Genomic DNA, 25,793 nt, shown 5'->3' with positions numbered 1-25,793 from the left:
CACCCCGCCTGGCCCCACCCACCGGCCGCGTACGACGCGGCGGTCGGACTTGCCACCCTGGACCTCGCCGACCTGCTGGGGCTGCTGGTGCACCCGCCCGAGCCGCCGGCCACCGCGGTGGGGCGGGTGCTGGCCGGGCAGGACCCCTCGCTCTGGGTCCGGTGCGTGCAGGTCTGGGCCTGTCTCGGACTGCTGCACCACCGCACCGACGAGCCGTGGGCCGAGTCGACCCGACGCCGGGTGCTGGTCGAGCTGATCTGGGGCGTCGAGGACTGGATCACCGAGGCCGCCCTGTTCGCCCTGGTCACCGCCGCCTGGGTCGACCCCGCGGTCCGTGCCGACGTCGCCGGGATGGTGGCCGAACGGCTCGCCGACGTGGCGGAGGTCGCCCGGGAGCGACCGGTGCCGATCGCGGTCTCCCTGGCATACCTGGCGCTGGCCACGCCGGCTCTGGACGAGGCGACCGCCGCGCTCGCCCGCGCGCTGACGGGTGCGGCGGGCGGGGTGGCGCGGCGGGACCGGTTCAGCCTCCGCCGGCTCTGGCGCCGCCTGACCGTTCTCCTCCGCCCCTGACCGACGCGACCCCACGGGCCCCTCCGACCCGGGGCGGGCGACGGCCGCCACGGAGCGGTCAGGCGGCCGGAGCCTTGCCGAGCGCGACCTCGGCCCGCTCCTCGGGCGTGGCGTCGGCCGACGGCGCGTCGTTGGTCGACCGCAGCGGGACCTCCTTGATGAACCAGGCCAGCACGGGCACCGCGACGATGAAGAACACCGCCCAGACGAAGACATGCGAGATGGCGTCGGAGAGCCCCGCCAGCACCGTGTCACGCAGTTGCGCCGGCAGCTCGCGGAGCACCTCCAGGCTCATGCTCCGACCCTCGCCGCCACCACCACCGCCGAACGCGGTGCCGGCAGGCGAGTCGGCCAGCCGGTGGGCGAAGATCGCGCCGAACAGCGAGACGCCGAACGAGCCGCCGATGGAACGGAAGAAGGTGGCCGCGCCGCTGGCCGCGCCGAGGTCCCGCTGTTCGACGCTGTTCTGCGCGATCAGCATCGTGGTCTGCATGAGGAAGCCCATGCCGACACCGAGCACGACCAGGTAGAGCGAGGATTCGGTCTTGCTGGTGTCCGCGTCGAGCCGGGTCAGCAGGACCATGCCGACGGTCATCACCACCCCGCCGATGATCGGGTACGCCCGGTAGCGGCCGGTCTTCGTGATGGCCCGGCCGACGACCAGCGAGACCACCAGCATGCCGAACATCAGCGGCAGCAGCAGCAGGCCGCTGTTGGTGGCCGAGGCGCCCTGCACGGTCTGCTGGTAGAGCGGGAGGAAGTTCATCACACCGAACATCCCGAAACCGAGCAGGAAGCCGATCACCGAGATCAGCGCGAAGTTGCGGGTGGCGAAGAGGCTCAGCGGCAGGATCGGTTCGGGGGCACGCCGCTCGACGAGGCCGAAGGCGGACAGCGCCACCACGGCCAGCGCGACCAGGCCGAGGATCTGCGGCGAGGCCCACGGGTACTGGGTGCCACCCCAGGTGGTGACCAGCACGATCGCGGTGATGCCGACGGAGAGCAACGCGGCGCCCAGCCAGTCGATCTTGTGCTCGGTGCGGTACTTCGGCAGGCGCATGGTGGTGGCGAGGACGAGCAGCGCGACACCGCCGAGCGGCAGGTTCACGTAGAACGCCCAGCGCCAGGAGAGGTGGTCGGTGATGAAGCCGCCCACCAGCGGCCCGGCCACCATGGCGATGGCCATGATTCCGGCGATCATGCCCTGGTAGCGACCCCGCTCGCGCGGCGGTACCAGGTCACCGATGCTCGCCATCACACCGACCATCAGGCCACCGGCGCCGAGGCCCTGGACTGCCCGGAACGCGATCAGCTGCACCATGCCGTTGTCGACGCCGCCGAGCACCTCGGAGCCGGACATGCCGCAGAGCGCCGAGCCGGCCAGGAAGAGGACCACCGAGGTCAGGAAGACGGTCTTGCGTCCGTACAGGTCGCCAAGCTTGCCCCAGATCGGGGTGGAGACCGTCGTGCCGAGGATGTACGCGGTGACGATCCAGGTGAAGTGGTTGGCGCCGCCGAACTCGAGCGCGATCCGCGGCAGGGCGGTGCTGACGATCATGTTGTCGAGCATCGCGAGCATCATGGCGATCATCAGCCCGATCAGCACGAGTCGGACGTTGGGCCGTACCGTCGCCTTTTCCTGACTCATCGGTAAGCTCCCCCACGAGTTCGATTCACTTACTTGCCGGCCGGCCAGCAACCTTACTAGCCGTACGGTAAGTTGGGCCGGAGCAGGGGTCAAGCGGGATAGGGGGTCCAGGTGAGAGAGAGCACAAGCGGCACGCGTGAGCGCATCCAGGCCGTCGCCCTGGAGCTCTTCACCGAGCAGGGTTACGAGAAGACGTCGCTGCGGGAGATCGCCGAACGACTCGGGGTGACCAAGGCGGCGCTCTACTACCACTTCAGGAGCAAGGACGAGATCGTCACCAGCTTCGTCGAGGACCGGCTACACCGGATGGACGAGCTGATCGCCTGGGCGGAGCAGCAACCGGCCGGCGGGACGACCCGGCGCGCGCTGCTCGCCCGCTACACCGATGACCTGTTCACCAACGAACAGTCCTCGGTGATGCGCTTCTTCGAGCAGAACCAGACGGTGCTGAAGAGCCTCGCCGCCGGGCAGCAGATGCGGGAACGCATCCTGCGGGTCGCCGACGCGCTGGCCCGCGGCGACGACAACCCGGCCTCCCACCTGCGCGCCACACTGTCTCTCTTCGCGGTGCACAGCAGTTGGTTCGCGGTACGCGCACCCGATCTCACCGACGACGAACGCCGGCGGATCGCGCTTGAGGTCGCCAACGAACTGTTGTCGAAGATCGCCGAGCCCGAAGCCGGCGACCCGGGAGCCGGGCGCACCGACGGGGGTATGGCCAACACCGCAGCCGCCCACCGCTGAGCGAAGCCGGCGCCGGTGCCGCACCGGACGCGGCACGTCGGTACCCGCCCTCGGCCAGCAGGCGGTCAGGCGGACAGCTCCAGGCGCAACCCCAGCAACTCCACCCCGGGCACCGGCGACCAGTCCCGCTCGGGCGTCCGCCGGAAACCGACCCGGTCGTAGAGCCGCCGGGCGGCCCCGGCCATGCCGGCCCGGACAGAGATCACCACCGCCGAGCAGCCGAGCGCCACGGCCCGGTCCACACACGCCCGGACCAGTGCCTCGCCGGCGCCCCGGCCCTGGGCGGCCGGGTCCACGGCCAGCATCCGGAACTCGGCCTCGCCAGGGCCGGAGAGCTCCGCGTACGGGCTGCCGGGGAGCACGAACGTCACCGAGCCGAGCACCGCCCCGGTCGCCGAATCCACCGCAACCAGCACCGCCCCCGTGCCCGCCCGGGTGGCCACGTCGGCGAGCACCTCGGCGTACCCGGCCTCGTCCTTGAGCTGGCCGTCCGCCTCGTACGCGGCGACGGTCAACCGGGCGACCGCGGCGTGGTCGGCCGGGGCCGCCGGGCGGACCGCCAGGTCGGTCATTCGATCACGGCGATCAGGTCGCCGTCCTGCACGACGTCGCCCTCGTTGACGGCGAGCTGCCGGACCACGCCGTCGGACTCCGCGACGACCGGGATCTCCATCTTCATCGACTCGAGGATCACCAACGTGTCCCCCTCGGACACGGCGTCGCCGGCCGACGCGACGACCTTCCAGACGTTGGCCACCATCTCGGCGCGGATTTCCTCGGCCATCTCCCGGCCCTCCCTCTCGCGGTTACCTGCCGACGTATCCAATCATGCGCAAGCCACGCGCGGGCGGGGAGCGGCAGTCGTGCGCTGTCCCGCCGTCGACCGGCCGGTCGGACGCGCCGCCCCGGCGGACGATGGCGGGGCCCGGCCGCACTAGCATCAGCGGGTCGGACCCGGGTGCCGGGAGGACCGGTGCGTGCACCGGCGCCGGGGTCGCCGCGGCAGGGATCCGACCATCACGAGGAGGTCAACATGGCGAAGAAGGCCCGCAAGAAGAAGGCCCGCAAGAAGAGCGGCGCCAACCACGGCAAGCGCCCCAACTCCTGACCTCGCCCGGCGGGACCGTCCGCCGTCGAAGGATCAGACAGCACGGTGGCCCGGGTCGAGTCGACCCGGGCCACCGTCGTCCGTACCTCAGTCGGCGAGTTCGCGTGACTCGCTGGCCTCGAAGACCACCAGCTCGGTGAGGCGTACCCGCAGCCGCTCGCGCAACTCGTCGGGGGCGGTCTCGTTGCCGCAGCAGCGGGCCACCAGCGCCTTCACCTCCTGCTCGATGCCGTACTCACGCAGACAGGGCCCGCACTCGTCCAGGTGGTGGCGGATCAGCTCACGCCGTTCCGCCGCGCACTCCAGGTCGAGGTAGAGGTAGACCTCCGCCAGGACCTCACGGCAGTCCGTCTCGTGCGGTTCTCCACAGCTCACGTCACACCTCCCGGCCGGCGGCGGCGGTCGAACCCTTCGAGGACTGCGCGGCGCTGAACCCCCGCTCCGCCGCGTAGCCCTCCAGCAGCTTGCGCAGATTACGTCGACCGCGGTGCAGCCGCGACATCACCGTGCCGATCGGCGTGCCCATGATGTCGGCGACCTCCTTGTAGGAGAAGCCTTCGACGTCGGTCAGGTAGACCGCCAGCCGGAACTCCTCCGGCAACTGCTGGAGAGCCTCCTTGACATCGCTGTCCGGCAGCCGGTCCAGCGCCTCGGTCTCGGCCGAGCGCAGACCGCTGGAGGTGTGCGACTCCGCCTCGGCGAGCTGCCAGTCGGTGATCTCGTCGGTGGGCGCCTGGATGGGTTGGCGCTGCCGCTTCCGGTAGGAGTTGATGTAGGTGTTGGTCAGGATCCGGTACAGCCAGGCCTTCAGGTTCGTGCCCTGCTCGAACTGGTGGAAGGCGGCGTACGCCTTCAGGTAGGTCTCCTGGACCAGGTCCTCCGCATCCGCCGGGTTGCGGGTCATCCGCAGCCCGGCGGCGTAGAGCTGATCGACGAAAGGCATCGCGTCCCGCTCGAAGCGGGCCCTGCGCTCGTCCGTCTTCTCGGTGGTCAACCGCACATCCCCTCGCGTCGGATGCTTTCCCGCCGAGAATACGCTTCCCGCCCTGCCCGTAGATCCCGTTCCGCCGGGTGTGCCCGTGCTCACCACGGCCGGGCCGTCCGCCGCCGCGGGCCATTCCGGGGCTGCCAGCAACTGCCTGAGCTGCCGCGCCTCCCGTTCGTCCCGTTCCCGGCTCCGTGTCTCGGTCGGCACCGGTCACCCCTCTCACCAGACGTCTGTCTCCCGGAGGGGTAACACCGGGTCCGGGCTCCGGCATTCCGCCGGATGTCCCCCGTTCCTGGTCCCGGCCTCGGCCGTGGCCGACGCTGGGCGCCTCGGCGCTGGCCGACGCTGGGACCAGGAAGGGCCTGGGAGGGACGGCGCCGCCGCCCGGAGTGGCGTCGACACCATCCGATGCAACGACCACCCACCGCACCCGGACACGGCCCCTGCCCGCCGTCGGGCGTGGGCAGCGGGTCAGCCGACGGCCCAACCCCGTCCGCGTAGCCAACCGCGCACCACGTCGGCGCTGCCGGCCGGATCCTGCCGCAGGTCGTGCCGCTCCCCGGGCCGGACCGCCACCTCGACCGCACCGCCCCCGGCGGGCACCCCGAACGGGTCCCGGTCGCCGTTGACCACCAGCGTGGGCAGCCCGGTCAGCAGTTCCCCGGCCCGCGACCGCTCCGGCTTGCCCGGCGGGTGCAGCGGAAAGGCGAGCGCCACCACCCCGGCGGCGCCGACGGCGGTGGCGGTGCGACAGGCCACCCGCGCGCCGCTGGACCGCCCGCCCACCACCAGGGGTACGCCGGCGTGCCGCCCGCGCAGCACGGCCAGCACGGCGGTCCACGCCTCGTCGAGGTGCCCCGCCGGCGCCGGCGCCCGCCGCCCGGCCACCCGGTACGGCTGGGTCACCCGGGCCACGGCCACCCCCGCGCCGACCACGGCGTCGCGGACCGCCACCAGGTCCGGGGCGTCGACGTCGCCACCCGCGCCGTGCCCGAGCACCAGCAGGGCGACCGGTGGTCCGGCCGGCAGGTCGGTCTCGACCCGCGCGGGCCCGCGCGGGGTGGCGATCTCGTCGTGGTCCGGCACCGGACCATTGTCCGGCCCGACCACGCCAGGGTCTCGTGAGACCCCGGCAACTCGTCCTGCCGGGCCGGACCGGTGGCTGGTCAGCTCAGCGGCACGAGGGTGAGCAGGCGGTCGCGCACCGGCGGCCCGGCGTCGTCGGCCGCGTCCGGATCCGGCCGGACCTCGGTCCGCCAGGCGACCAGCATGGCGCGGCGCTCGCGCGGCGTGGTGCCACCCCAGACGCCGTGGCAGTCGCCGACCTCCAGGGCCCAGGCCAGGCAGGACCCCTGGACGTCGCAGCTGCGGCAGAGCGCGACGGCGGCGTCGGCCGGCTCGTTCGGCGCCGGAAAGAATGTCTCAGGATCGACACTCTGGCAGGTCCCCCTGGTCCGCCAGGCTTCGTCCTGTCGCCGTTCCCGCAAGGCGCGCAAGAGTCGCGGATCGCGTCGCGCGGCGGCCACCTCGTGCGGTCGGGGCATACGCGCCCGGGTCATCACACCCACCTCCCCCGTGGGACCGGCAAGATCGACGGGCGTCATTCGCACCGCGCGAAAACGCTCCCAGTGCCGGCGCTCGGTTCTATCGCACTGACGGAGGCGGAGACAAGAGGCTGCGCGCAAACATGCCTGAAGATCCGAGCGACGTTTCGCCCGGAACTCTGGCAATTGGTACGCGACAATGTCGCGTGAGCGACATTCAGAACAGCGTCATTTCCTCCCCGACCCGCTCCTGCGGCACGGGCACCCGTTGGACCAACCCGGGCCCGTCGTTGCGAACGTCCCCCACCGCCGGCCCCACCGGACGGATCTCCAGCCCGGCGAGCCACCCCGGCGGAGGCGGGGCGAGCAACGCCGCCGGGTCGTCGGCCGGGGCCAGCCAGTCGTCCCACCGCTGCCGGGGCACCAGCAGCGGCATCCGGTCGTGCACCTCGGCCAGCTCCCCCACGGCGGCGGTGGTCAGCACGCTGAACGTGAGCAACGACTCCCACCGCGACCAGATGCCGGCGAAGGCCAGCACCGAGCCGTCCTGCGGGGTCAGGTAGTAGGGCTGCTTGCCGCCGTCGGGACGGCGGACCCACTCGTACCAGCCGTCGGCCGGCACGAGGCAGCGCCGGCGGGCGAACGGGTCGGCGTACGCCCGGCTGGTCGCGACCGTCTCGGCCCGCGCGTTGATCATCCGGGCGGCGCCGGCCGCCGAGCGCGACCAGTGCGGCACCAGCCCCCACCGCCCCACCGACAGCACCCGCCCGGCGTCGGAGTCCACCCGGACCAGCGGCACCGGGTCGGTCGGGGCGACGTTGTGGTCCGGCCCGAGCCGGCCGTCGGTCTCGTCGTACGACTCGAACAGCGCGCTCAGGTCGGCGGCACTCCGGGTCGTCGCGTACCTCCCGCACATGGCGCACACGCTAACGCCCCGCGCCCGCGTCGGCTGTCCCGCCAACCGGGAGTCGAGCCGCCGCGCGGGTTCCGTGGGCCGGCGGACTTGGCACAATGTCACTGTGGGGAATCTGACCGCGACCCGGCCGCCGCAGCCGTGGACCGCTCCGACCGCCAGCGACCCGGTGGCGGCGACGCTGCGCCTACCCGGCTCCAAGTCGATGACCGCCCGGGCCCTGGTGCTCAGCGCCCTGGCCGGCGGCCCGTCGACCCTGCACGCGCCACTGCGCGCGCGGGACACCGAGCTGATGGCCGGTGGGCTGCGGGCGATGGGCGCGCACGTGTCCGTCTCCGACGACGACCGCTGGTTGGTCCGGCCGTATCCGCTGGTCGGCCCGGCCCACGTCGACGTCGGGCTGGCCGGCACGGTGATGCGCTTCGTGCCGCCGGTCGCCGGGCTGGCCGAGGGGCGGGTCACCTTCGACGGCGACCCACAGGCCCGGGTCCGTCCGCTCGGCCCGCTGATCGGCGCGCTGCGCTCCCTCGGTGTCCGCATCGACGCCCCCACCACCGGCAGCCTGCCGCTGGTGGTCCAGGGCACCGGCCGGGTCACCGGGGGCGAGGTGGTGATCGACGCCTCGGCGTCCAGCCAACTCGTCTCCGGGCTGCTGCTCGCCGGGGCCCGGTTCGACCGGGGCGTGGTGGTCCGGCACGTGGGCCCGCCGGTTCCCTCCGCGCCGCACCTGCGGATGACCGTGCGGATGCTCCGGGCCGCCGGGGCGGCGGTCGACGACGGCACGCCGGACGTCTGGACGGTCGCGCCCGGCCCGCTGGCCGGGCGCGGCTGGGAGATCGAGCCGGACCTCTCCGGCGCCGTGCCGTTCTTCGCCGCCGCGCTGGTCACCGGCGGCGAGGTCACATTGCAGGGCTGGCCGCACAGCAGCGCCCAGCCGGTCGAGCAGCTCCGCTCGCTGCTGCAACGGATGGGCGGCGAGGTCACCCTGACCACCGCCGGGCTGACGGTGCGGGGCACCGGCACGGTGCACGGGCTGGAGGCCGACCTCTCCGACGTCAGCGAGCTGACCCCGGCGCTGACCGCGCTTGCCATGCTGGCCGACTCCCCCTCCCGGCTGACCGGCATCGCGCACATCCGGGGCCACGAGACCGACCGGATCGCGGCGCTGGCCCGCGAGTTCACCGCGCTCGGCGCGGACCTCACCGAGAGCGACGACGGGCTGGAGATCCGGCCCCGCCCGCTGCGGGGCGGGATCTTCCGCACGTACGCCGACCACCGGATGGCACACGCCGCCGCGGTGGCCGGTCTGGCCGTCCCGGGCATCGAGGTGGACGACGTGGCCTGCACCTCGAAGACCATGCCCGAGTTCCCGGCGCTATGGTCGGCGATGGTGACCGGCAAGAGCTGACGCGGACGAGGGGGCGGTCCTGGCAGACAGACGGCGGGAGTACGACGAGGACGACGTACGGGTCCGGCCCGGGAAGTCCTCGCGTCCCCGTACCCGGACCCGGCCCCGGCACGCCGACGCGGTCGACGGCTTCGTGGTCGCCGTCGACCGGGGCCGCTACACCTGCGTGCTCTCCGCCGCTCCCGACGCCCTCACCGTCACCGCCATGCGCGCCCGTGAACTGGGGCGCAAGTCGGTGGTGGTGGGCGACCAGGTGGGCCTGGTGGGCGACACCTCCGGCGCGGCCGGAGCGCTGGCCCGGATCGTCCGGATCGCCGAGCGGCGCTCGGTGCTGCGGCGGACGGCCGACGACGACGAGACGACCGCCGAGGGGCGGCTGGAACGGGTCGTGGTCGCCAACGCCGACCAACTGGTGATCGTCAGCGCGCTCGCCGACCCGCCGCCGCGCACCGGTTTCATCGACCGCTGCCTGGTGGCCACGTACGACGCGGGCATCGAGCCGCTGCTCTGCCTGACCAAGGCCGACCTGGCCGGCCCGGAGCAGGTTCTCGGCTACTACGCCGAACTGGAACTGCCGTACGTGCTGATCCGGCCGGACTCCGACCTCGACGCGCTGCGCGCCCTGCTCGCCGGGCGGGTTTCGGTCCTGGTGGGGCACTCCGGGGTGGGCAAGTCGACGCTGGTCAACCGGCTGGTGCCGGAGGCGGCCCGGGCGGTGGGCACGGTCAGCGCGATCGGCCGGGGCCGGCACACCTCCACCAGCGCGGTGGCGTTGCGGCTGCCCGCCGCCCCCGGCGCCCACGGCGACCCGGGCTGGATCGTGGACACCCCGGGGATACGCAGCTTCGGGCTCGCGCACGTCTCCGCGGAGAGTCTGCTGCACGGCTTCCCGGATCTGGTCGAGGCGACGGTCGACTGCCCGCCGAACTGTCCGCACACGGCCGAGGAGGCCGACTGCGCGCTGGACGCCTGGGTGGCCGCCGGCCGGGCCGACGCGCGCCGGCTGGCGTCGTACCGCCGGTTGCTGGCCTCCCGCTCCGGCGAGGGCGACCCACGGGAACCGGAGCGCAACCCGGGCGATCCGCTCGCCGGATCGTGACCGGCCCCGCACGACCCGGCCGGCGGGGGGTCCGGGCCGTCGCTACCGTTGCCGGCATGACCGGGTACGCCGACGACATCGCCCTCGCCCACCGGCTCGCCGACGCCGCCGACGCCATCTCCATGGCCCGGTTCCGCGCGCTCGACCTGCGGGTGGAGACGAAACCGGACCTGACCCCGGTGTCGGACGCGGACACCGCCGTGGAGCGGGAGATCCGGGCCCTGCTGGCCGGTGAGCGTCCCGGGGACGGTCTGCTCGGCGAGGAGTACGGCGAGCAGCCCGCCACCGGTCCGGCAGGCCGGCGCTGGGTGGTCGACCCGATCGACGGGACCAAGAACTTCGTCCGTGGCGTGCCGGTCTGGGCCACGCTGATCGCGCTGCTGGAGGGCGACCGACCGGTGGTGGGCCTGGTCTCCGCCCCGGCGTTGGGCCGCCGCTGGTGGGGCGCGCGGGGCGCGGGCGCGTACGCGGGACCGGACGCCGCCTCCGGCGAGCCGATCCGGGTGTCGGCGGTGCGGGACCTGGCCGACGCGAGCTTCTGCTACTCGTCGTTGACCGGCTGGGAGCAGGCCGGCCGGTTGGAGGCGGTGCTCCAGATCATGCGGGACACCTGGCGCAGCCGGGCGTACGGCGACTTCTACGGCTACATGCTGCTCGCCGAGGGCGCGCTGGACGTCATGGTCGAGCCCGAGTTGTCGCTGTGGGACATCGCCGCCCTGGTGCCGGTGGTCACCGAGGCCGGGGGCACGTTCACCGACCTGTCGGGGCGCGCCGCCCCGGCCGGCCCGGCGGGTGCGGAGAGCAGCGCGGTCGCCACCAACGGTCCGCTGCACACGGAGGTTCTGGCCCGGCTGGCACAGCCGACCGCGCGCTGAGCCGGCGGCACCCTCTATCCTCGCCAGGTGGTGTCCTCCGGGTGGTGCTTCCTCGCGACAATGATCGTCGCGTACGGCTTCGCCAACATGCTGCAGTCGGTCGCCGCCGCCCGGACGACCGTGCACCACACCTTCGACCCGGGCCTGCTGTTGCGGCTGGCCAGCCACCGCACGTACGTGGTGGGGCTGGTCTTCCAGGTGGCCGGCTTCGTGCTGGCCTTCCTGGCCCGGCGGGACCTGCCGCTGTTCCTGGTGCAGGCGAGCGTGGCCGCCGGCCTCGGGGTGACCGCCGTACTCGGGGTGGTGGTGCTGAAGTGGCGCCTGCCGACTGCCGAGATCGCCCTGCTGGTACTGCTGTTCGGCGGGATCACCGCGCTGGTGCTCTCCGCCCAGCCGGCCCCGTCGAAGGCGCTCGGCACGGCCGGCCTGGTCACCCTGGCGGTCGCGCTCGGCGGCATCGCCGTGCTGGGTTTCTTCGCGGTACGGCTACACGGTTCACCCGGGTCGGTGGCGCTCGGCTCGCTGGCCGGGCTGGCCTTCTCCGCGGCGGCGGTCGCCGCCCGGCCGCTGGCCTCGGCGCCGTCGGTCGAGGCGTTCGCCCGGGACCCACTGCTCTACCTGCTGATCGCGCACTCCGTGGTGGGGCAACTGCTGCTCGGCCTGGCCATGCAGCGCGGTTCCACCACGGCCGCGGTGGCGGCGATGGACGCCGCCGGCGCGGTGCCCGCCGCGATCGTCGGCCTGCTGCTGCTCAACGACAAGATCTGGCCGGGACGGGAGTGGCTGGCGGCGATCGGTTTCCTGGTCACCCTGGCGGCCGTGATCGGGTTGACCCGGTACGCCGAGCCGCAGCACCATCACGCGGTCGCCCGGGACCGGCAGCGGGCGATGGTCGGCACGGCCCGGGGCCGGGCGGCGCCACCCAGCCGGTGAGCACCAGCCGGTCAGGCCTCGACCGGCTTGCGCTTCCCGACCACCCGTTCGTAGAGGCGTTCCAGCGCGCCGGCGGTGCGTTCCCAGGTGTAGCTGCACCGGACCCGGTCGACGGCGGCGTGCCCGTACGCGAACCGTCCGGCGTTGTCGGCGAGCAGCCGGCGCAGCGTCACGCCGAGGGTACGGACGTCACCCGGCGGGACCAGCCGGCCGGTGACCTCGTCGACGACGGCGTCGGCGATGCCCCCCATCGCGTAGCCGACCACGGGCACGCCGCAGGCCATCGCCTCCAGCGACACCCGCCCGGCGCAGGCGTAGTGCGGGGTGCAGGCCACCACGTCGGCCGACCGGTACCAGGTGGCCATCTGGTCGTGCGGCACCGCACCCACCAGCTTCACCTGTTCGGCGACCCCGGTACGTTCGGCCAGCTCACGCAGTCGGCGGGCCTCGGCGTGGGTGGCGAGCTGCTCGGGCGGCGGCCCGCCGGCGATGACCAGTTCGGCGTCGCCGACCAGGCGCAGCGCGCGGATCACGTCCTCCTGGCCGTGGCCGGGCGACAGGCCGCCCACGGAGAGGATGCGGGGCCGCTGGTCACGGGGGGCGGCTTCCCCGTCGGGGTGGAACCGCACGGTGTCCACCCCGGTCGGCACCATCGCCACCGAGGTGCGTTGCAGGCCCATCCGGGTCAGCTCGTCGACCTCGTCGTTGCACTGGGCGATGGCGATGTCGACCGCCCGGATGAGCGCCCGCTCCAGCGGGATCCGCTCCCCCGGGCCGTCGTAGCGCTGGCCGAGGTGGCGCAGCTGCTCGACGCCGAGGGAGTGGAAGGTCTGCACGACCGGGATGTCCGTCTCGCGGACCGCCTGGGCGGCGGCCAACCCACCGATCCAGTAGTGCCCGTGCACCACCTCGGGCGTCCACTCCCCGGCCCACCGGTCGGCCAACCAGCGCCCGAACTCGGCCATGTGGCCGACCAGCGCGGCGCTGGGGGTGGGATGGGGTGGCCCCACGGGCACCCGTTCGACACGGTAGCCGTCGACCTCGGCGCTGGGCGGCAGGGCCGGGTCGTCCCGGCGCTCGTAGACCCGCACGTCGTGACCGCGCCCGGCCAGCTCGGCGGCGACCCGGGCGACGTGCTCGTGGGTGCCGACGGCGGGGCCGTCCGCATGCCGGGTGAGGCCGGCGTGCGCGCAGACGAGGCCGACGCGCATGGTGCACCTCCATGCGATCTGCGAGGGATGATCCTCCGGTCAGAGGGTCCCATTAACCGAGCGCTGACGAGCCGAAACCTGGCAGATCGGGAGCAGTCAGCGTGAGTGGTGCGAGCCGGCCGGGCCGGGTCGGCCGGGGCCGCGACGCCCTTGGCGCACAGGGCCGGGCGGGCTAACCGCCGCCGGGGCGGATCTGATCCGATACCGACAGGTCGGCGGGGAGGGCCTGGATCACCCGCCGGCCGGGCCGCCTTGCCGTCTCCCGGCGGGCGGGCGCGGCACGGGGTCGACCGGCTGCTCGACGCCGGATCGACGGGGTCTCGGCGGCATGAGCGGGCCTGGTTGGGGGTACCGACCAGGAATGCCGTTGACCCGCCCGCTTGCCGAGGCCACCGTGGTGATCACCGGCGCCTCCAGCGGAATCGGCACCGCGACGGCGTACGACCTGGCCCGCCGGGGCACCGCCGTCGTACTCGCCGCCCGCAGTGCGCCCGCCCTGTCCGAGGTCGCCCGCCGCTGCCGGGAGTTGGGCGGCCGGGCGCTGGCCGTGCCGACGGACGTCACGGACCCGGTGGCCGTCGAGGAGTTGGCCGCCCGGGCGGTCACCGAGTTCGGCCGGATCGACGCCTGGGTGAACAACGCGGCGGTCAGCGCGGTCGGCCTCTTCGACGAGATTCCGGTGGAGGAGTTCCGCCGGGTGGTCGAGGTGAACCTGCTCGGCACCGCCTACGGCACGCGGGCGGCGTTGCCCTGGCTGAGCGCGTCCGGCGGCGGGGTGCTGGTCAACAACGCGTCGGTGCTGGCCGAGGTGGCGATGCCGTACCAGTCGGCGTACAACGCCACGAAGCACGGCATCCGGGGACTCGCCGACACCGTCCGGCAGGAGCTGCGGGTGACCGGCCGGGACGCCGTCTCGGTCTGCACCGTGCTGCCGGCCACCATCGACACCCCGTTCTTCCGGCACGCCGGCAACCACACCGGGCGGGAGCTGGTCCCGCCGCCGCCGATCTACCCGCCGGAGATGGTGGCCGAGACGATCGTCCGGCTGCTGCGCCGGCCGCGCCGCGAGGCGTACGCCGGGGGCGCGGCACGGCTGATGGGACTGCAGTGGCGGGTCGCGCCGGCGCTGGCCGAACGGGCGCTGGGCTGGTACGTCCACCGCACCCAGTTCGGGACCGCGCGGGCGGTGGAGAGCAGCGGGAACGTTTTCCGCCCGGACGCGGAGGCGGTTCGGGCGGGCGGCTGGCACGGCCGGCGCGGGCAGTTGCTCCGGATGACGGCGGCGTTCGGGTTGGCCGCGGCCGGCACCGCGGTCGGGACGGTGGCCGCGATCACCCGACGCACGCGGGCGGGCCGATGAGCCGGCCGGAGCGGCCGGGTGCGCGGCCGGTCGCCGGGGTGCACAATGGGGCGATCATGCCGACGGACGCGCGATGCCTGATGGAGGCGGACGAGTCGTCCGCCATCGTGCGGCTGAGCGGCCTGCTGGAGCCGGTCGCCGCCGACCGGGTACGGGCCGCCCTGCTGGCCCGGCTCAGCGACCGGCCCGGCCCCATCGTGGTGGACGTCGCGGAGCTGCGCTCGACCGACGCGACGGCTGCCCGGATGCTGGCCGAGGTGCGGCGTACCGTCGCCGACTGGCCCGCCGCGGACCTGCTGGTGCTGGATCCGGCCGGCACGGTCACGGGTCCGCCGGCCGCCGGGCTGACGGTGTGCGCCACCCTGGACGAGGCCACCGCCGCGCTGGCCCGCAGCCCGTTGGCCGCCCTGCTGGCCCTGGACCTGGCACCCGAGGTGGGGGCGGCGCGCCGGGCCCGGGAACTGGTGGCCGACGGCTGTGCCCGTTGGGGGATGCCGGAGCTGGCCGAGCCGGGGTGCATCGCGGTCACCGAGATGGTCAACAACGTGGTAGCTCACGCCCGGACCCCGATGACGGTCCGGCTGGCCCCGCGCGACAGCGCCCTGCACGTCGCCGTCCGGGACCGGTCCCGGCAGCAGCCGACGTACGCCGGGCGTGCCCCACTCACCTCGGCCGGCGGCCGTGGCCTGCTGCTCATCGACACGGTGGCCCGGCGCTGGGGCAGCACGCGGGTGCCGGACGGCAAGGTGGTGTGGTGCGTGCTGCACGGCGAGGACGAAACCGCGCAGCAGAGCTGACTTTCCCCTTTCGTCCCGATCTCAGGCCGTGGTGGCGGTTACCCGGTGGGCGGCAGTGGGTAGTGGTCAGCCATGCGCGACGACGAGTACCCGACCCCCTTGTCCGACCCGGAGGCCGACGGCCTGCCCGACACCGCCGACGACGACTCGACCGCCAACGACGACGTCCTCACCGGCCGCGAGGCGGACGGCCCCGCGCCGGCCCAGCTACCGGGCGACCGGACGCCGGTGGCGGTGGACCACTTCGGGACCACCGCCGACGAGCAGCTCGACGGCGAGTCGCTGGACTACAAGCTCCAGCGGGAACAGTACGAACGCGCCCCCGACGACCCGTTGGCCGCGCCGGTCGACCCGGACATCGCCGCCGAGGCGGACAGCGACGAGGCAGCCGCCCAGGCCCAGCTCGACGCCGACGTGATGGACCCCGGCCCCACCTCGGACCCGAACTCCCCGGTCTCGGTCTACGACCACGGCCAGCTCGGCACCGTCGCCGACCACCAGGTGGGTCGGCTGGTCGAACCGGACGAGGGCGCGCACACCGACCAGGAGACCGACAACGTCGCGTACGACGCGGGCGCGGCCGGTGGCGGTGCCAGCGCCGAGGAACTGGCGATCCACGAGACCCGCCCGCCGGAGGCCCGCTGACCTCGTCAGGCGTCCAACCCGTGCTCGATCGCGTAGCGGGTCAGCTCCACCCGGTTGTGCAACTGCAGCTTGCCCAGCGTGTTCTGGACGTGGTTCTGCACCGTACGGTGCGACAGGCCCAACCGCCCGGCGATCTGCTTGTACGACAGCCCCTTGGCCACCAGCCGCAGCACCTCGGTCTCCCGCTCGGTGAGCCGGGGGGCGGCGTCGTACCGACCGGCCGGTGGCGTCGGCGCGGCGGCGAGCCGGCGGTACTCCCCCAGCACCAGCCCGGCCAGGCCCGGGGTGAAGACCGGCTCCCCGGCGGCGGTACGACGGACCGCGTCGAGGAACTCCGCCGGCGCGGCGGACTTCACCAGGTAGCCGGTGGCACCGGCCTTCATCGCGTCGAGCACGCCCTGCTGTTCGCCGCTGGCCGAGAGCATCAGCACCCGCACCTCGGGCAGCGCGGCGCGCAGTCCCCGGATCACCGCCACGCCGGACACGTCGGGCAGCTGGAGATCGAGCACCACCACGTCCGGACGGGTGGCCGCCGCCACCCGGATCGCCTGCCGCCCCTCCCCACTGGTGGCGACGACCTGGTGGCCGGCCTCGGTGAGGTCCCGGGCCACCCCTTCACGCCACATCGGGTGGTCGTCGACCACCATCACCCGCACCACGCTCATCCGCCCCTTCTCGGCACGACCAGTTCGATCTCGGTGCCCTCGCCCGGCGTGGCGGCGATGCGCACCTCGCCGCCGAGGTCGGCGACCCGGCCCCGGATGGACTGGGCCACCCCGAGCCTCCCCTGCCGGGCCGCCTCGACGAGGCGCCCCTCGGGGATGCCGGGGCCGGCGTCGCGCACCGACACGGTCACCGTCTCCCCCTCGTCCTCGACCAGCACCCACGCCCGGCCGCCGGCGTGCCGCTCGACGTTGTCCAGCGCCGCCGCCGTCGCCGCCGCCACCTCCCGGGCCGTCCGGGCCGGCAGCGCGACGGGGGTCGCCGGGACGGAGACCGAGACGGCCGCCGAGGCGTACCGGCCGAGCAGGGCCCGCAGGTCCAGCGCGCCGTCCTCCGCGTCGGCGGGCACCGGGTCGCCACCGGCGATGAGCGCCCGCAGCGCCGCCTCCTGCTCACCCGCGAGGCGGGCCAGCTCGCCGGCCTCCCCGTCGAGGTGGGCGCCGCGCCGCTGCACCAGCGCCAGCACCTGGAGCACCGAGTCGTGGATCCCCCGGGCCAGCCGCTCCCGCTCCCGGGTGGCCGCCTCCAGCTCCACCGCCCGTTGCATCCGTTCCTCGGCCGTCACCGCCAGCCGGGCCACGTGCCCGACGATCACGCCGGCGAGCAGCAGCAGGATCAACCCGGTGACCGAAGGGGTGCTGAACCCCCGGGCGGCCAGGTCCGCCACCCCGAGCAGCACCGCGGCCACCGCGCCACGCCGCCGGCCGCCGGAGACCGCCCAGGCCAGCACCGGGCCGCCCTCCCAGACCACGGCCAGGGTGGGCACGCCGGCGGCGAGTGCCTCCCGGCCGACCACCCACGGGGTCGCCGCGAGGACGGCCAGCGCCACCGCCAGGTCGGCCAGGAGCAGCGGCCAGCTCCGGTTCGCCGGCCGGGCGTACCCGGCCGTGGCCGCCGCGGACCAGGCCAGCATCACCAGCAGGACGGCCACGGCGGCGAACGGGTGGGCGTACCGGTCGGCGTCCCGGGCCACCAGGACGCAGACGTACGCCAGCGAGGCGAACCGGAAGACGGCGATGGACCGCCAGAGCGGGTCCGCGAAACCACCCGGCGACGACGGCATGGCGACACGATGCCACACTCCGCTGGGCTAACCCCCGAGCCGGCCCGCGTCGGATGGAGAACCCTGACGTACGGTGGAAATGTCGCGAATACCTCCGAGACCCGCCGTCGGGACAGGGCCATGACGAACGCAGATCCGCCACCACCGCGTACGGTTGTGCCCATCGAACCCGCACTTCTCATCGCCCAGGCCTTCGACCAGGCACAGGTGACCGAGCTGCGACACTCGGTCGGCTCCTGCGCGCAGTCGGCCGGGCTGGGCGGCCAACGCCTGGACGACTTCGTGCTGGCGGTCAACGAGCTGATCACCAACGCCGTCCGGCACGGCGGTGGGCGGGGCTGGCTGCGGCTCTGGCGACACGCCGACACGGTCGTCTGCGAGGTCACCGACCACGGGGGTGGCATCAGCGCGCAGCGGCTGGACGACCGGTCCCGGCCGGCTCCGGACACCGCGGGCGGCTGGGGGCTGTGGCTGGCCCGCGAGCTGAGCGACGCGATGGAGGTCGAGACCCGCCCGGGTGGCACCACGGTACGGATCAGCGCCTCCGTCGTCGCCACCCGGCACGCCGGCGCTGACTAGCGCCGCGACCCCGGCCGGCGCCGCCGCACCGGCCGGGCCCGGCGCGGCGCTCAGCCGAAGAGGGCGCTGACCGACTCGCCGTTGTGGATCCGGCGCACCGCCTCGGCCAGCGCGGGCGCCACGGAGAGGATCTCCAGCTTCGGCACCCGCTTCTCCGCCGGGATCGGCACGGTGTTGGTGCAGACGATCTCCAGCACCCCGTCCTGCGCGCCGAGTCGTTCCAGGGCGCCGCTGGAGAACAACCCGTGGGTGCAGGCGAGCCGGATCGAGCGCACGTTCCGCTCCCGGAGGTGGGCCATCAGCTCGATGACCGTGCTGCCCTTGGCGATCTCGTCGTCCAGGACGATCACGTCCCGGTCGGCGACGTCGCCGATCACCGTGCTGATCTTGACCCGGTCGTCGCTGAACCGCTGCTTGGCACCGGCGGCGACCGGGGTGCCCAGCATCCGCGCGAACGCCGCCGCCTCCTTGGCGTTGCCCAGATCCGGGGAGACCACGACGGTGTTGCTCAGGTCGTACCGGCGGAAGTGCGAGGCCAGCTCGCGCAGCGCGTGCAGGTGGTCGACCGGGACGCTGAAGAAGCCGTGCACCTGCGGCGAGTGCAGGGTCAGCGCCAGCACCCGGTGAGCTCCGGCGGAGGTGAGCAGGTCCGCGACGAGCCGGCCGCCGATGGAGATGCGCGGGGCGTCCTTCTTGTCCGACCGGGCGTACGCGTAGTGCGGCAGCACCACCGTGATCCGTCCGGCGGACGCGCCCCGGGCGGCGTCGATCATGAGCAGCAGCTCGACCAGGTGCTCCTGCACCGGGGGCACCAGCGGCTGGATCAGGAAGACGTCCCGCTCCCGGCAGTTCGCCTGCAACTGCACCTCGAGGCAGTCGTTGGCGAACCGGGACACCCGCACGGGATGCAGGGGAACGTCGAGGTGGGCGCAGATCTCGGCGGCGAGGTCGGGATGGGCGGTTCCGCTGAAGACGGCGATGTCACGCACGTTCCCAGATCGTACGGGCCGGCACCTGTTCTCCGGGGGCGGCCCCGCCGGGTACGGTGCCGCCATGACCGGAGAGTACGTCGCCGCCATCGACCAGGGCACCACCTCGTCCCGGTGCATCGTCTTCGACCGGGCCGGGGAGATCGTCTCCGTGGCCCAGCGCGAGCACCGGCAGATCTTCCCCCAGCCGGGCTGGGTGGAGCACGACGCCGAGGAGATCTGGTCCCACGTCCAACTGGTGGTCCGGGACGCGCTGGAGGACGCCGGCACCGGCCCGGCGGGGCTGGCGGCGGTGGGTATCACCAACCAGCGGGAGACCACCGTCATCTGGGACCGGGCCACCGGCCGCCCGGTGGCCAACGCCATCGTCTGGCAGGACACCCGCACCGGCCCGCTGCTGCGCGAGCTGGCCGAGGCGTACGGGGAGCAGAAGCTGCGCGAGCGGACCGGCCTGACCCTGGCCACCTACTTCGCCGGGCCGAAGCTGCGCTGGTTGCTGGAGAACGTCGACGGGCTGCGCGAGCGCGCGGAGCGGGGCGAGGTGCTCTTCGGCACCATGGACAGCTGGCTGATCTGGAAGCTGACCGGGCGGCACGTCACCGACGTGACCAACGCCAGCCGGACCATGCTGATGGACCTGGAGACCCTCGACTGGGATCCGGAGCTGCTCGACGTCATGCGGGTGCCGGCGGCGATGCTGCCGGAGATCCGCTCCTCCGCCGAGGTGTACGGCACCGCCGACGGGCTGCTGCCCGGGGTGCCGGTGGCCAGCGCCCTGGGCGACCAGCAGGCCGCCCTGTTCGGGCAGACCTGCTTCCAGCCGGGCGAGGCGAAGTGCACCTACGGCACCGGCAGCTTCCTGCTGCTGAACACCGGGGCCAGCCCGGTCCCCTCCACGCACGGCCTGCTCACCACCGTGGCGTACCGGATCGACGGCCATCCGGCCGCGTACGCCCTGGAGGGGGCGATCGCGGTGACCGGATCGCTGGTGCAGTGGCTGCGCGACAACCTGGGCCTGATCTCCTCCGCCCCGGAGGTGGAGGAGCTGGCCCGCACGGTCGACGACAACGGCGGCTGCTACGTGGTGCCGGCCTTCTCCGGGCTGTTCGCGCCGCACTGGCGCAGCGACGCCCGGGGGGTGATCGCCGGGCTGACCGGCTACATCACCAAGGGGCACCTGGCCCGCGCGGCGCTGGAGGCGTCGGCCTGGCAGACCCGGGAGGTCATCGACGCGATGAACGCCGACTCGGACGTGGCGCTGCGCCGGCTCCGGGTCGACGGCGGGATGACGGCGAACGGGCTGCTGATGCAGTTCCTCGCCGACGTCCTCGACGTGCCGGTGGTGCGGTCGCGGATCACCGAGACCACCTGCCTCGGCGCGGCGTACGCGGCCGGCCTGGCGGTCGGCTTCTGGCCGGACCTGGCCACCCTGCGGACGCAGTGGCGGGCGGACGCCCAGTGGGAGTCCACGATGACGCCCGCACGCCGCGACCGGGAGCTGCGCCAGTGGCGCAAGGCCGTCGCCCGCACGCTGGACTGGGTGGAGTGACGGCCCGGCTGCGCGGCGGGGACGCCGGGGCGCCGCCCCCGGTCAGGCCCAGCGGTTGCCGGTGAGCTTCTCGTAGACGTCGACGTAGCGGGCCCGGGTCGCCTCGACCACATCGGCGGGCACCTCGGGCGCCGGCGGCTGCTTGTCCCAGCCGCTGTGCACGGCCCAGTCCCGGACGTACTGCTTGTCGTAGGAGAACTGGGTACGGCCGGGCTGGTACGACTCGGCCGGCCAGAACCGGGACGAGTCCGAGGTGAGCAGCTCGTCGCCGATCATGAGGGTGCCGTCGGCCGCCCATCCCAGCTCGATCTTGGTGTCGGCGATCAGGATGCCCCGGTCGGCGGCGAGTTCCGCGCCCCGGCGGTAGACGTCGAGGGTGATCTGCCGCAACCGCTCGGCGGTCTCGGCGCCGACCTTCTCCACCACCTGGGCGAAGGTGATCGGCTCGTCGTGTTCCCCCACCGGCGCCTTGGTCGACGGGGTGAAGATCGGCTCGGGCAGGATCGACGCCTCGACCAGCCCGCGCGGCAGCTCGACCCCGGAGACCCTGCCGGTGGCCTGGTACTCCTTCAGGCCACCGCCGGTGAGATAGCCGCGCGCCACGCACTCGACCGGCACCATGTCCAGCCGGCGGCACCGGATCGCCCGGCCGGCGAACTCCGCCGGCACGTCGGTGGCGGACAGGACGTGGTGTGGCACCACGTCGGCGAGCCGATCGAACCACCAGAGCGAGAGCGCGGTGAGCAGTTTGCCCTTGTCGGGGATCGGGGTCGGCAGCACCACGTCGTAGATCGAGATGCGGTCGGAGGCGACCAGGATCAGGTCGTCACCGTCGGCGTAGACGTCCCGTACCTTGCCCGAGTGCAGAAGTTCCACGCGGCCTAGTAGACCACGCGGCGGGCGACGCCCGGGGGGCCGCACCGGGCGTCGCCCGCCGCCGTGAGGCGGGTTCAGATCCGGGCGCCGAGGTCGGTCCCGGCCGCCGGTCGCAAGAAGTTCGACGACCGGATGGCCCCCTCCGGGGTACGCGGACCGGTGATCACGCTCGAGTCGGTGCTGGCCAGGTCGGCGTCGCCCCAACTGGACTTGATGTTCCAGGAGTTCCCGCTGCCGGTGGCGGAGCCGAGGCTGACCGCCGTCTTGTTGCGCACCGACAGGTTCCGGGTGACGGTGGACTTCGACCGGGAGACGTTGAAGCCGGTCCCGCCGTTGCGGTACGCGGTGTTGCGGTCGAAGACCAGCGCCCCGGGGTTGCCGTTGTCGACGAAGCCGCCGGTGGCGTTGGCGAAGGCGATGCTGTTGCGGATCACGTGGGCGGCCGGCGGGTCGGGGTCGCCGCCGCCCATCTTGAAGCCGTTGCCGTCTCCGGCGAAGTCGGGGAACCCCCAGCGGTTGACCCCGTTCCCCCAGGCCACCGAGTTCTCGACGCGGATCGGCGAGGTGAACAGCCAGGCGTCGAAGCCGTCGTCGACGTTGTTCCAGAGCCGGGCTCCCCGGACCACGTTGCCGGTGCCGGAACCCTCCTTGATCGCCAGGCCGTCGGCGCTCTCGCCGTTCTTGCGGGGGTCGCGGTTGCCGTAGCTGTCCAGGTTCAACACCTGGTTGTCGTTCGAGGCGCCCTGGATCTGCAGCCCGCTCTCGTAGTTGTCCCGGGTGACCAGCCGGTCGAAGACGACGTGGTGGCAGTCCCGGCAGTACACCCCGTACGGACCGTTGGCGATCTCCAGCCCGACGATGGTCCAGTGCCCGGCCTTCTCGATGTGCAGCACGCCGCGCTGGGCGTTGGGCAGGCTGCCACCCACCGGGGCCGGGGTTCCCGGCAACTGCTCCCCGTCGAGCAGCACCCGCTCCGAGCCGTACCGGCTGACGGTGATGGGCGCGGTGGCGGTGCCGCTCTTGGTGATCTGGACGTTGCCGGTCGGCGCGTACGTGCCGCCCCGGATGAGAATCCTCGTGCCGGGTCCGGCCAGGTCGACGGCCCGCTGGATGGTTCGCAGCGGTGCGGCGACCGTGCCGGCCGCGGAGTCGTTGCCGTTGGTGGCGACCACCAGCTCGGCGGGGGCCGCCGTGGCGGGTGCCGGGACCACGGCCAGGACACCGAGGACGGCCAGGGCCAGGGTCGCGGCTGCGGTGGGCAGCGGGTGGGATGTTCGCGGTCCGGTGGGTACGGTCATGAGGCACTCCGGTGTGGTGGCGGACGGTCGGCCCGGAAAGCGCTTTCCAGGCCCACCTCGCACGATACGAGTGACACATATTGATGTCAATCACTGCATCTGTCACCCGGCCGGCACCGACGACCACCGGGGCGTTGACACCCTGCCTCGGGGCCTGCGTGAATGATCCGGCCTCGTCCACCTGCCCAGGAGCTCCCCGTGCCCGATGCCCGTCCCCCGATCCCCCGGTCCCGCGTCGACCCGGCCCGGCGGCGGCTGCTCGGCGCACTGCTGGCGGTGCCGGCGTTCGCCGCCGGCGGGCTCAGCGGCTGCCGCCAGGAGGTGACCGGCCACACCGACGACGGACCGGTCGAGCTGTCCGTCTTCTGGTTCGGCGACACCCCGCGGGCCCAGGCGACCGAGCGGGCCCTGCGGCTCTACTCCGCCCGCAACCCCCGGGTCACCTTCCGGGTGACCTGGCAGGGTGTGGACGGCTACTACGACCGGCTCGCCACCCAGTCCGCCGGCGGCAACGTGCCGGACCTGTTCCAGCTCGACGAGTCGGTGCTGACCGAGTACGCGCAGCAGGGCATCACACTCGACCTCGACCCGTACACCACGGACGGCCGGCTCGACCTGAGCGACCTGCCCCCCGGACTGGCCGAGTACGGCCGGGTGGACGGACGCACCGTCGGCGTCCCGGCCGCGCAGACCCACGCGGCAGTCGTCTACAACAAGGACCTGCTGCGCCGGCTCGGGGTCCCGCCACCGACGGCCATGCCGTGGGCCGACTACGTGACATGGGCCGCCCGGGTGACCCGGGCCAGCAACGGCCGGGTTGCCGGCACCATGGATCCCTCGGGCGACCAGCGGACCCTGTGGCTCTGGCTACGCGGCCAGGGGGCGAAGTTCTACCAGGGGCGGCAGCTCGGCTTCGACGCGAATCTCCTGGTGGACTGGTTCGAGTTCTGGCAGCGGGCCCGGGTCGGGCGAGCCACCCCGGCGCCGGCGCTCGTCGACCGGGCCGACGGCGGCGAGCCCGCACGGCAGTTGGTCGTGACCGGGCACACCGCGGCCTCGTTCGCCTGGTCACACCAGCTTCCCGAGTTGCAGCGCCACACCAGCGACGAGCTGGCCCTGGTCGGCTGCCCCGGCCCGTCGGCCGCCGAGTGGGACCGCGCCTCGATGTACTGGGCCGGGTTCCACGGCACCCGGCACCCCGCCGTGGTGGCCGACGTCCTCCAGTTCCTCGCCACCGACGTCGAGGCCGGCCGCGTCCTCGGCACCGAACGCGGGCTCCCACCCACCCTCGCCGTACGGGAGGCCGTCACCGGGTCGCTCACCGACCCGGTGGCCAAGCGCGTCGCCGCTCTCGGCACAGCCCTGCGCGATCTGGTCGGATCCGCGCCCGCACCGCCACCCAAGGGACACGGCCGGGTGGGTGCGCTGCTCGCCGCCTCGGCCCGGACCATCCGCTCCGGGAAAGCGGGCGTACGCACCACCACCGCCACCTTCATGGCACAGGCGCAGTCCACGCTCGCCACCTGACCGCGATCCGGGCCGCCCCTCGACTGGCCCGGGGTGGGTCAGCTCGGCGGACGGTTGCGACGGTTGCGCATCAGCCGCAGGACCAGCAGGACGATCGCCACGACCACCACGAGACAACACAGCAGGCCGAGGAAGCCGCCGCCCCGGCCCTTGCGCCGCGCCGCCTCCACCACCAGCTCACCGGTGCCCGTGGACGCCCAGGCCGCGACCGGCACGAACACCGAGAGCACGACCGCACCGAGGACCGCGCTCAGTCGGCCCCACCACCTGTTCCAAGAAGACATGCCTCCATCCTGACCGAGATGCGCAACCTCGGCACTCGGACGGGCCGGAACGCCCTGTCGACCAGCCGCACGTGGGACACGGACCTCGGGCCTCGGAACAGCGAACGGCCCGAGGATGAAGATCCTCGGGCCGTTCGTCGTGGTAGCGGGGACAGGATTTGAACCTGCGACCTCTGGGTTATGAGCCCAGCGAGCTACCGAGCTGCTCCACCCCGCGTCGACTCCATAAGCCTAGCGCATCCCCGTCGTGGCGATCCGGCGGGTCCCCGGATCGGGCACCCGGCCCTCCCGGCCGACGTTCCGGGCGGGGACCGAGCCTGAAACGCGGGCCCGGCGAGTCGGAGAGGAGGCCGAAGCCTGGAGATCGCGGATGACGGACCGGGCCTCGGAACAGCGAACGGCCCGAGGATGAAGATCCTCGGGCCGTTCGTCGTGGTAGCGGGGACAGGATTTGAACCTGCGACCTCTGGGTTATGAGCCCAGCGAGCTACCGAGCTGCTCCACCCCGCGTCGGCCTGTTAACCGTAGCGCACCGGCCCCCGGACCCGCAAAACGGGCCCGGCACCCCGCACTTCGGGCCCGTTTGCGCGGCACCGCGGCATCCGCGGGCGGAGAGCGCGCGGGGCCGCGCTCCGGTGCAACTTTCGAAACGGGCTGCGTCCCTCGTGCCCGGATCGCGTCTCCCCGTTCCGGTCCTGCCCGGAGAGAAGAAGGTGGACCGGTCCGGCAGGTCGCGGACACCGGACCGGAAAGACGACGAAGCCCGCGACCTGCCGACCGGGGTCGGTCGTCGGGTCGAGGGCTTCGTCGGTGGAGCCGGTCAGGCGTTCGGCGACGGCGCCGGTGAGCCGGACGGGCTGCCGCTGGGCGCCGGGGCCGGGCTGCCAGTCGGGGCAGCCGCCCGCTGCGCCTGCTGGAACGCGGTCATCGCCTCGTCCAGCGCCTTGAGGGCTCGGCCGTACCGCTCGAAGTCGCCGGACGCCTGCGCGGCCTTGACCTCGACGATCGCCGACTGCACCCGCTCCGCGGCGGCGGCCAGCTCACCGGTCAACGGGGGCC

The 25,793-nt window shown here is 73.6% G+C and carries 28 protein-coding genes, 2 tRNA genes and 1 pseudogene; 13 read left to right on the top strand and 18 right to left on the bottom strand.

Annotated elements, in window-relative coordinates; all coding sequences use genetic code 11:
• A pseudogene (locus E1165_RS17825) lies at nt 1–573 on the top strand (tetratricopeptide repeat protein); the annotation flags it as partial.
• 58 nt (nt 574–631) lie between these two features.
• Here the strand turns inward: E1165_RS17825 and E1165_RS17820 are convergent.
• Nucleotides 632–2,221, bottom strand: coding sequence for an MDR family MFS transporter (locus E1165_RS17820; protein WP_132392886.1), 1,590 nt, complete (start codon nt 2,219–2,221; stop codon nt 632–634).
• Nucleotides 2,222–2,332: 111 nt separating this feature from the next.
• Here E1165_RS17820 and E1165_RS17815 point away from each other — a divergent pair, with 111 nt between their 5' ends.
• Nucleotides 2,333–2,965, top strand: a complete 633-nt coding sequence (locus E1165_RS17815; RefSeq protein WP_132392884.1) for a TetR/AcrR family transcriptional regulator — start codon at nt 2,333–2,335, stop codon at nt 2,963–2,965.
• Between the two features lie 65 nt (nt 2,966–3,030).
• Here the strand turns inward: E1165_RS17815 and E1165_RS17810 are convergent, their stop codons facing one another.
• Both E1165_RS17810 and E1165_RS17805 read right to left on the bottom strand, forming a co-directional pair.
• Entirely contained in the window at nt 3,031–3,537 is a 507-nt protein-coding gene (locus E1165_RS17810) for an N-acetyltransferase (protein ID WP_132392882.1), read from the bottom strand.
• Nucleotides 3,534–3,749: a biotin/lipoyl-binding carrier protein gene (locus tag E1165_RS17805; RefSeq protein ID WP_132392880.1), complete on the bottom strand. Its 216-nt coding sequence runs from the start codon at nt 3,747–3,749 to the stop codon at nt 3,534–3,536. Before E1165_RS17805 ends, E1165_RS17810 begins: the two co-directional genes overlap by 4 nt.
• 249 nt (nt 3,750–3,998) lie before the next feature.
• Here E1165_RS17805 and E1165_RS30785 point away from each other — a divergent pair, with 249 nt between their 5' ends.
• Nucleotides 3,999–4,073 carry a 50S ribosomal protein bL37 gene (locus E1165_RS30785; protein ID WP_369700219.1) on the top strand — a complete coding sequence of 25 codons (75 nt, stop codon included), beginning with the start codon at nt 3,999–4,001 and terminating at the stop codon, nt 4,071–4,073.
• Nucleotides 4,074–4,160: 87 nt separating this feature from the next.
• Here the strand turns inward: E1165_RS30785 and rsrA are convergent, their stop codons facing one another.
• From rsrA to E1165_RS17780, 5 genes are all read right to left on the bottom strand, one after another.
• Nucleotides 4,161–4,448: a mycothiol system anti-sigma-R factor gene (gene rsrA, locus E1165_RS17800; RefSeq protein ID WP_132392878.1), complete on the bottom strand. Its 288-nt coding sequence runs from the start codon at nt 4,446–4,448 to the stop codon at nt 4,161–4,163.
• A 1-nt stretch (nt 4,449) separates the two neighbouring features.
• Entirely contained in the window at nt 4,450–5,268 is an 819-nt protein-coding gene (locus tag E1165_RS17795; RefSeq protein ID WP_132392876.1) for a sigma-70 family RNA polymerase sigma factor, read from the bottom strand.
• A 264-nt stretch (nt 5,269–5,532) separates the two neighbouring features.
• A complete protein-coding gene (locus E1165_RS17790) occupies nt 5,533–6,147 on the bottom strand; it encodes an alpha/beta family hydrolase (protein ID WP_132392874.1) in 615 nt (204 codons plus the stop codon).
• Between the two features lie 80 nt (nt 6,148–6,227).
• Nucleotides 6,228–6,620, bottom strand: a complete 393-nt coding sequence (locus tag E1165_RS17785) for a WhiB family transcriptional regulator (protein WP_132392872.1) — start codon at nt 6,618–6,620, stop codon at nt 6,228–6,230.
• A gap of 202 nt (nt 6,621–6,822) precedes the next feature.
• On the bottom strand, nt 6,823–7,521 hold the full coding sequence (locus E1165_RS17780; protein WP_132392870.1) for an SOS response-associated peptidase: 699 nt from the start codon (nt 7,519–7,521) through the stop codon (nt 6,823–6,825).
• 103 nt (nt 7,522–7,624) lie between these two features.
• On the opposite strand from E1165_RS17780, the gene aroA reads away from it, so the two are divergent.
• The 4 genes from aroA (at nt 7,625) to E1165_RS17760 (ending at nt 11,833) form a co-directional block, all read left to right on the top strand.
• On the top strand, nt 7,625–8,926 hold the full coding sequence (aroA, locus tag E1165_RS17775) for a 3-phosphoshikimate 1-carboxyvinyltransferase (protein WP_132392868.1): 1,302 nt from the start codon (nt 7,625–7,627) through the stop codon (nt 8,924–8,926).
• Nucleotides 8,927–9,131: 205 nt separating this feature from the next.
• Entirely contained in the window at nt 9,132–10,025 is an 894-nt protein-coding gene (rsgA, locus tag E1165_RS17770; RefSeq protein WP_132392888.1) for a ribosome small subunit-dependent GTPase A, read from the top strand.
• Between the two features lie 56 nt (nt 10,026–10,081).
• Nucleotides 10,082–10,900: a histidinol-phosphatase gene (gene hisN / locus E1165_RS17765; RefSeq protein WP_132392866.1), complete on the top strand. Its 819-nt coding sequence runs from the start codon at nt 10,082–10,084 to the stop codon at nt 10,898–10,900.
• A gap of 60 nt (nt 10,901–10,960) precedes the next feature.
• A complete protein-coding gene (locus E1165_RS17760) occupies nt 10,961–11,833 on the top strand; it encodes a hypothetical protein (protein ID WP_207916934.1) in 873 nt (290 codons plus the stop codon).
• A gap of 11 nt (nt 11,834–11,844) precedes the next feature.
• On the opposite strand, the gene E1165_RS17755 is transcribed toward E1165_RS17760, so the two are convergent.
• Nucleotides 11,845–13,044 carry a glycosyltransferase gene (locus E1165_RS17755; RefSeq protein ID WP_132392862.1) on the bottom strand — a complete coding sequence of 400 codons (1,200 nt, stop codon included), beginning with the start codon at nt 13,042–13,044 and terminating at the stop codon, nt 11,845–11,847.
• A gap of 361 nt (nt 13,045–13,405) precedes the next feature.
• Here E1165_RS17755 and E1165_RS17750 point away from each other — a divergent pair, with 361 nt between their 5' ends.
• The 3 genes from E1165_RS17750 (at nt 13,406) to E1165_RS17740 (ending at nt 15,846) form a co-directional block, all read left to right on the top strand.
• The gene (locus tag E1165_RS17750) at nt 13,406–14,404 is read left to right on the top strand and encodes an SDR family oxidoreductase (RefSeq protein WP_132392860.1); all 999 of its coding nucleotides are present in this window, start codon (nt 13,406–13,408) and stop codon (nt 14,402–14,404) included.
• A gap of 56 nt (nt 14,405–14,460) precedes the next feature.
• Complete coding sequence (locus E1165_RS30515; protein ID WP_305792148.1) at nt 14,461–15,201, top strand: ATP-binding protein; 741 nt, start codon at nt 14,461–14,463, stop codon at nt 15,199–15,201.
• A gap of 72 nt (nt 15,202–15,273) precedes the next feature.
• Nucleotides 15,274–15,846 (top strand): DUF5709 domain-containing protein, encoded by a 573-nt coding sequence (locus E1165_RS17740; RefSeq protein ID WP_132392856.1) that lies wholly within the window; start codon nt 15,274–15,276, stop codon nt 15,844–15,846.
• 5 nt (nt 15,847–15,851) lie between these two features.
• Here the strand turns inward: E1165_RS17740 and E1165_RS17735 are convergent, their stop codons facing one another.
• Nucleotides 15,852–16,511: a response regulator transcription factor gene (locus E1165_RS17735; protein ID WP_132392854.1), complete on the bottom strand. Its 660-nt coding sequence runs from the start codon at nt 16,509–16,511 to the stop codon at nt 15,852–15,854.
• On the bottom strand, nt 16,508–17,632 hold the full coding sequence (macS, locus tag E1165_RS17730; protein WP_132392852.1) for a MacS family sensor histidine kinase: 1,125 nt from the start codon (nt 17,630–17,632) through the stop codon (nt 16,508–16,510). Before macS ends, E1165_RS17735 begins: the two co-directional genes overlap by 4 nt.
• A gap of 120 nt (nt 17,633–17,752) precedes the next feature.
• On the opposite strand from macS, the gene E1165_RS17725 reads away from it, so the two are divergent.
• Nucleotides 17,753–18,211, top strand: a complete 459-nt coding sequence (locus tag E1165_RS17725; protein ID WP_132392850.1) for an ATP-binding protein — start codon at nt 17,753–17,755, stop codon at nt 18,209–18,211.
• 50 nt (nt 18,212–18,261) lie between these two features.
• On the opposite strand, the gene E1165_RS17720 is transcribed toward E1165_RS17725, so the two are convergent.
• Entirely contained in the window at nt 18,262–19,200 is a 939-nt protein-coding gene (locus tag E1165_RS17720) for a ribose-phosphate pyrophosphokinase (RefSeq protein WP_132392848.1), read from the bottom strand.
• Between the two features lie 64 nt (nt 19,201–19,264).
• On the opposite strand from E1165_RS17720, the gene glpK reads away from it, so the two are divergent.
• Complete coding sequence (gene glpK / locus E1165_RS17715) at nt 19,265–20,749, top strand: glycerol kinase GlpK (RefSeq protein ID WP_132392846.1); 1,485 nt, start codon at nt 19,265–19,267, stop codon at nt 20,747–20,749.
• A 42-nt stretch (nt 20,750–20,791) separates the two neighbouring features.
• On the opposite strand, the gene E1165_RS17710 is transcribed toward glpK, so the two are convergent.
• Both E1165_RS17710 and E1165_RS17705 read right to left on the bottom strand, forming a co-directional pair.
• Nucleotides 20,792–21,625, bottom strand: coding sequence for a phosphoribosylaminoimidazolesuccinocarboxamide synthase (locus E1165_RS17710; protein WP_132392844.1), 834 nt, complete (start codon nt 21,623–21,625; stop codon nt 20,792–20,794).
• A gap of 74 nt (nt 21,626–21,699) precedes the next feature.
• The gene (locus E1165_RS17705) at nt 21,700–22,923 is read right to left on the bottom strand and encodes a right-handed parallel beta-helix repeat-containing protein (protein WP_132392842.1); all 1,224 of its coding nucleotides are present in this window, start codon (nt 22,921–22,923) and stop codon (nt 21,700–21,702) included.
• Between the two features lie 198 nt (nt 22,924–23,121).
• Between E1165_RS17705 and E1165_RS17700 the strand changes: the two genes are divergently transcribed.
• Nucleotides 23,122–24,450: an ABC transporter substrate-binding protein gene (locus tag E1165_RS17700; protein ID WP_243704839.1), complete on the top strand. Its 1,329-nt coding sequence runs from the start codon at nt 23,122–23,124 to the stop codon at nt 24,448–24,450.
• A 38-nt stretch (nt 24,451–24,488) separates the two neighbouring features.
• On the opposite strand, the gene E1165_RS17695 is transcribed toward E1165_RS17700, so the two are convergent.
• The 4 genes from E1165_RS17695 to E1165_RS17680 form a co-directional block, all read right to left on the bottom strand.
• Nucleotides 24,489–24,734, bottom strand: a complete 246-nt coding sequence (locus E1165_RS17695; protein WP_132392838.1) for a hypothetical protein — start codon at nt 24,732–24,734, stop codon at nt 24,489–24,491.
• 140 nt (nt 24,735–24,874) lie between these two features.
• A tRNA-Met gene (locus tag E1165_RS17690) sits at nt 24,875–24,951 on the bottom strand.
• Nucleotides 24,952–25,167: 216 nt separating this feature from the next.
• Nucleotides 25,168–25,244, bottom strand: a tRNA-Met gene (locus tag E1165_RS17685).
• 310 nt (nt 25,245–25,554) lie between these two features.
• The coding region (locus tag E1165_RS17680; protein ID WP_132392836.1) for a hypothetical protein at nt 25,555–25,793 on the bottom strand (239 nt) is incomplete at its 5' end.

Origin of the sequence: Micromonospora sp. KC723, from assembly GCF_004348595.1 — a bacterium.
In the GTDB taxonomy this organism is placed as follows: Bacteria; Actinomycetota; Actinomycetes; order Mycobacteriales; family Micromonosporaceae; genus Micromonospora.
The sequence above is the reverse complement of the archived record's forward strand: the minus strand, read 5'-3'. Positions and strand labels throughout refer to the sequence as shown.